The organism is Streptomyces sp. SBT349, assembly GCF_001083795.1.
In the GTDB taxonomy this organism is placed as follows: Bacteria; Actinomycetota; Actinomycetes; order Streptomycetales; family Streptomycetaceae; genus Streptomyces.
Genome location: NZ_LAVK01000420.1, coordinates 1 through 5622 on the forward strand (window position 1 = coordinate 1; position 5622 = coordinate 5622).

Annotated in this window: 2 protein-coding genes; both read right to left on the reverse strand. The window is 75.9% G+C overall.

What is annotated here, in order from left to right; translation table 11 throughout:
• Positions 1-112 precede the first annotated feature (112 nt).
• Complete coding sequence (locus ADY01_RS31735; RefSeq protein ID WP_234320492.1) at positions 113-1696, reverse strand: molybdopterin-dependent oxidoreductase; 1584 nt, start codon at positions 1694-1696, stop codon at positions 113-115.
• A gap of 81 nt (positions 1697-1777) precedes the next feature.
• A complete protein-coding gene (locus tag ADY01_RS31740; RefSeq protein ID WP_049580185.1) occupies positions 1778-5530 on the reverse strand; it encodes a S8 family serine peptidase in 3753 nt (1250 codons plus the stop codon).
• Positions 5531-5622 lie beyond the last annotated feature (92 nt).

Consider the following 5622-nt stretch of genomic DNA (forward strand, 5'->3'; position numbering starts at 1 on the left):
GGGTCGTGCGTGGGGCCCATGGGGTAAGCCTGTCAACGGGATTCCCGCTCCGCACATGATTTTCCGGCCGCTCGTGGCCACCGGCCACCGGTCGCGGGTCGCCTGCCCGGTCCTAGTCCGGCACCTCCACGGTGATCGTGTGCCGCCCGGTGGCGCCGTCGGGCAGCACGCTGGAGTCCTCGTCGGTCTGGGTGGTGCCGGTGCGGTCGGTGGCGCGGACCTGGAGGCGGTGCTCGCCCGGGGTGGCCTCCCACCGCCACACCCACTGCCGCCAGCTGTCGGGCGTCGCCTCGTCGGCGAGTTCGGCCTCGTGCCAGGGGCCCTCGTCCACGCGCACCTCGACCCGTTCGATACCCGTGTGCGGGGCCCAGGCCACCCCGGCGACCGCCACCTCCCCGGGCCGGGGCGGCGCCGACGGCCGGGGCGTGTCGATGCGGGACTGGGTCTTGACCGGGCCCCGGGCGGCCCAGCCGCGTTCGGTCCAGTAGGCGTCATAGGCGTCGAACGTCGTGAGCTCCAGGTCCTCCAGCCACTTGCAGGCGGAGACGTAGCCGTAGAGGCCGGGGACCACCATCCGGACGGGGAAGCCGTGCTCGAACGGGAGGGGCTCGCCGTTCATGGCCACCGCGAGCAGCGCGTCCCGGCCGTCCATCACCGTCTCCACCGGGCTGCCCAGCGTCATCCCGTCCGCCGAGCGCGCCACCAGGTGGTCGGCGCGCCCGCCCTCGGAGGGCGGGCGCACACCCGCCTCCCGCAGCACGTCCGCCAGCCGGACCCCGATCCAGCGGGCGTTGCCGACGAGCCGGCCGCCGACCGGGTTGGAGACGCAGGACAGCGTGATGTCGCGCTCCACCAGCTCCCTGGCGAGCAGGTCGTCGAACGTCAGCGTCAACGGCCGCCGCACGCCCGCGCCGTGGACCCGCAGCCGCCACCGCGTGGCGTCCAGGCGCGGGACACGCAGCGCGGTGTCGATCCGGTAGAAGGTGTCGTTCGGCGTGTGGAACGAGGAGAGGCCGGGGAGGTCGAGCCGCGCGCCCGGCGGCAGCGGGCCCGCGGCGGCGTCGGCCGCGGGGAGGGTGAGGGCGGCGCGCGAGGCGGTCAGCTCCGCCGAGTCGGCCGTGTGCAGCGCGCGGCCGAGCAGCCAGGATCCCCCGGAGGCCGCCGCCGTCGTGGCGGCGGCGGTCAGGAACCGCCGCCGGCCGGCTCCCGCGCCGCCGCCCTGGTTCGCGGGGTTCGCGGGAGCCGATGCGGGCGCGGGGCTCAGCCGCGTGGCCAGCAGCGCCAGCACCCCGGCCGCGGCCACGCCCGCCACCAGCGAGGGAGCCGCGTCGGACGGGCCCGCACCGGGCCGCGTCACCGCCGCGAACGCGCCCACCGCGGCGAACGCCAGCGCCCCCGCCGCCGCGGCGCGGCGCCGCACCGCGAGCACGCCGAGCGCGGCGGCGCACAGGGCGAGCACGGCGGCGATGCCCAGCTGGAGCACCAGCTTGTCCTGGGCGCCGAAGGTGTCGATCGCCCACTTCGTGACGGAGCCCGGGGCCAGGGTGATCACCGCCGCGCCCACGGCGGTGACCGGGCTCGCCTCCGGCCGGACGGCGGCCGACGCCAGCTCTCCCGCCGCGAGCCCGGCCGCCGCGGCCAGCACCCCGCCCAGCGCGCCCAGCGCGCGTTCCGTTCTCTCCCCTGAACCGCTCACCCCGCCATTCGACGCCATCAAGGCGCGGGGCGACAGGTCTGAAAGAGAACGAAACGCTGACGGCCGCCGCCGGGCGCCTTCTCAGCGCACGTCGTACGCCCTGGCCACGGTCTGGGTGACGCTGTTGCCCGCCGCGTCGGTGAGGTGGGCGCGGAGCGTCACCTGTTCCCCCGAGGCGCCCGCGTGGTCCACGGTGGCGGTCCAGGTCTCCGGGTCCACGTCCGCCTCGGTCCAGGTGGCGCCGCCGTCGTAGGACCAGGAGAGCGCGGCCGAGGCCAACGGGCCCGGCTCGTAGCCGAGATGACCCTGCGCGCTCAGCCCGATGGTGAGCCCGTCCTCGGCCGCGAGGGTCTTCATGCCGTCCTCGGGCAGCGTGTACCGGGGGAACATGACGGGCAGCGGCTGCGAGTGGACGTCGGGGTCGAGCGCCGAGCGGAAGGTCCAGGCGGTGTCGACGGCGGTGGAGCGGTGCCAGACCTCCGACGGCTCGCCGTACTTGCCGACGCGCTGCTCCAGCCGGTAGGTGGCCTCCTCAGGCTCCACCTCGAACGCGCCGAACGGCCAGGCGCTCGAACCGACTTCCTCGCCGTCGCGGTAGAGCGTCAGCCTGCCGATGTCGCCGAACGAACCGGCCTGCCCGTGGTGCGAGCCGTCGCCCCACTGGGCGGTGGCCAACCCCATGAGGTGGCCCTGGCGTTCGGCCGCGAGCACCGGTTCCCCGTTCTCGTCGCGCGGTGCGACGGGTGCGATCACGCCGTCGTACCAGCTCTCCTCGCGCCGCTCTCCCGCCCGGTGGACGCGGTGCCGATCGGTCATCGACTCGCCCCACGGGTAGCTGCTGGACAGGATGTGGTTCCACGCGGTGCCCTCGCCCGGCGCGTAGAACTCGGTGCGCGTGCCCGGCGAGGGCACCACCTGGGTGTGGCCGACGGAGAGCGCGGCGCCGCTGGGCCGGTAGGCGGCCAGGTAGTCGGTGTAGTCACCGGCCTGGCCCATGGCGTGGTACGTCGCGTCCACGCGGGCGAGTTGGTGGTCCCTGGGCCGGTAATCGCGGGCGGAGGTGAGCCGCCCGTCCTCGTGGAAGGCCAGGTTGTACTGGTGGGGGCTGACGGCGGTGGCGTCCCACCGCAGCGTGACCTCGCCCGCGGACAGGCGTTGGGCCAGGTCCGCCGCCTCGTCGGACTCGACGGCCAGCACGGGCAGCGGCAGGCCGTCGAAGCGGATGGCGGGCAACCAGCGGCCGGGCGTGGGCCGGTGGGCGACCACGGCGACGGCCCCGGCCGCCTCCGCATCATCGGCGACCTGGATCGCGCTCGGCCGGTCGTCCGGGAACTCCACCAGCGCGACGGCTCCTTCGGCCCCGGCGTCGGCCAGCTCCGCGGGCGTTCCGCTCCCGGCGTCCACGAGCCGGGCCTCGCCGGTGCCGTCCAGGTTGCTCGCCCCGGTGTGGGCGGGCAGCGGGTCCAGCTCGGGCCCGCCCACCACGGACAGCTCCTCGATCAGCGGCGCCGCGGTCCTCCAGTAGCTGCCGAACTCGAACTCCCCCTCCCGGGCGGCCCCTTCGATCCGCGCGTACCGGCCGGTGAGCGCGCGTCCACCGAACGCCGTGCCGTAGTGCAGCCATTGGTCCCAGGTGCGGGAGAACGCGAAGGTGGAGCCCCGGACTTCGCTGTCCCGGTCGGTCGCGACGGACAGCCGGTGGGCCTCGCGGGCGTCCAGCACGAGGGTGGTGTCGCGCGTCACCTCGACCTCGGGGCGGGCCAGATAGGTGAGGCTGGAGTCCGAAGTGGTGACGAAGGCGGACAGGAAGTAGGTGCCGGGCCGCACGCGGAACGCCTGGTCGATCGCGCCGCCGTTGACGCGCCGCTCGCCGGTGGCGGCGTCGATGCCGACCAGGTCCAGGGACGAGGTCCCGGCCGCGGGCTCGCCGTCGCGGTCCACCAGCTTGACGCGCAGGCTCACCGTCTCCGGCTCCACGTGCAGCGCGAACGGGGTGACCACCCGCACGCCGTCGCCGGTGGCCACCACACGGCCGGTGAGGTCGCCGTACTGGGCGCGGGAGAGGTCCGCCGTCGGGTCGAGGCGCAGCGGCACCGTGACCGTTCCGCCCGCCGGGACGGTGACGCGGCGCTCGCCGAGGCGGGCCACGCCCGACCTGACGCGGCTGCCGTCGTTGCCGGTCACCTCGGGTGGGGCCAGGCTCAGGGCGAGGGGCCGGTCGGTGGTGTTGGTGTAGGGCAGTTCGACGGTGGTGGGGTCGCTGCTGTGCTGGGGCCAGGAGAAGGCGCCGCCCTGCACGGCGGGGGCGCCGAGCACGGCCTGCGTGGTCGCGGCGGCGGCGTCCAGGCGCCCGCCGCCGGTCTCGCGGACGTCGCCGGGGACCGCCGTCTCGGCCGAGGAGACCAGCGCGGCCTTGGTCTGGCCCGCGGTCCACTCGGGGTGGGCCTGGCGGACCAGGGCGGCGGCGCCCGCCACATGGGGCGTCGCCATCGAGGTGCCCGACATCTCCTGGTACGCGTAGACGCCCCGGCCGCCCGCCGCGGCGGCGGAGATCGAGACGCCCGGCGCGGCGATCTCCGGCTTGAGGGTGTGGGTGACCGCCGCGGGGCCCCGGCTGGAGAAGCCCGCGGTGCTGTCGTCGCGGTCCACCGCGCCCACGGTCAGCACGCCGGGCGCGCAGCCGGGGGAGGAGACGGTGTTCAGCGCGGGGCCCGCGTTGCCCGCGGCGACGACGAACAACGTGTCGGTGGTGGTGGCCAGTTCCTCGGCCGCGGCGCTCATCGGGTCGGCACAGTCGGTCGGTTCGGGGCTGCCCAGGCTCATGGAGACCACGTCGGCCCCCTCGGCGACGGCCCACTCCATGCCCGCGATGATCCAAGAACTCTGGCCGCTGCCGTAGTCGTTGAGCACCTTCCCGTTGAGCAGCGCCGCGCCGGGGGCGACGCCGCGCCGCTCGCCGCCGCTCGCCGCTCCCGAGCCGCCGACCGTGGAGATGGTGTGGGTGCCGTGGCCGCGCAGGTCGTCGGTGGTGCCGGAGTCGGTGAAGTTCTCCGCGGCGGTGATCCGGCCCGCCAGGTCCGGGTGTTCGGCGTCCGCGCCGGTGTCCAGGACGGCGACCGTGGTGCCGGTGCCGTCGTAACCGGCCTCCCAGGCCGCGTCGGCGCCGATCTGCCGCACCGAGCGGTCCAGGGTCTCCTCGACGCGCCGGTCCAGCCAGAGCGCGGCGAGGTCCCGGCCCGCGCGCGAGCCGCCGGAGGTGGCATCGTCCCAGAACGCGCCCGCCCGCTCCTTGTCGGCGTCCAGCGCGACGCCGCGGGCGGACGGCAGCGTCAGCCGGTGGCCGGCGCCGCGGGGCAGGGCGGGCAGCGAGCGCGCCACGTCCACGTCACCGTCGTAGACGGCGATCAGCGGGATCGTCTCCGAGGCCGCGTCGTCGTAGCCCTGCCGGATCAGCCCGGTGACGTTGAACAGCTCCTCGTCCACCGTGCCGTGGGCGAGCGCGGACGCGGCGCGCTCGGGGTAGACGTAGAGGTCGCTGCCCGTGGTGCGGGTCTGGAGTGCCGGCGGGTGGCCGTCGGGTCCCGGCAGGGCGGTGGCGGCGGAGCGGCCCTCGGCGTCGGTGGTGACCAGCAGCCGGTCGCCGGTGACCAGGGTGACGGTGACGCTCTCCCCGCCCGCTTGGCTGCCGGTGCCGGTGCCGGTGCCGGTGAGCCCGTTCCCGTCGTCGGCCCGTCCGGGCGTGGGGCGTTCCCCCGCGGCCGAAGGCGCCACGGCGGTGGCGGCCAGCACGGCCGCGGTGATCGCGGCCACGCCGGCGCGCGGTATCCAGCGCATCGCTCGCATCCCTCTCCTTCTGTCCTGGGTGGGGCGTGGGGCTGAACTGCACGCGGCGCGCGGCCCGTCGGGGCCCGTGTGCGGTAACAGTG

What these genes read in the sequence shown, in the direction of transcription:
- ADY01_RS31740 (WP_049580185.1), bottom strand. Translation starts at nt 5,530, where the DNA reads ATGCGCTGGATACCGCGCGCCGGCGTGGCCGCGATCACCGCGGCCGTG.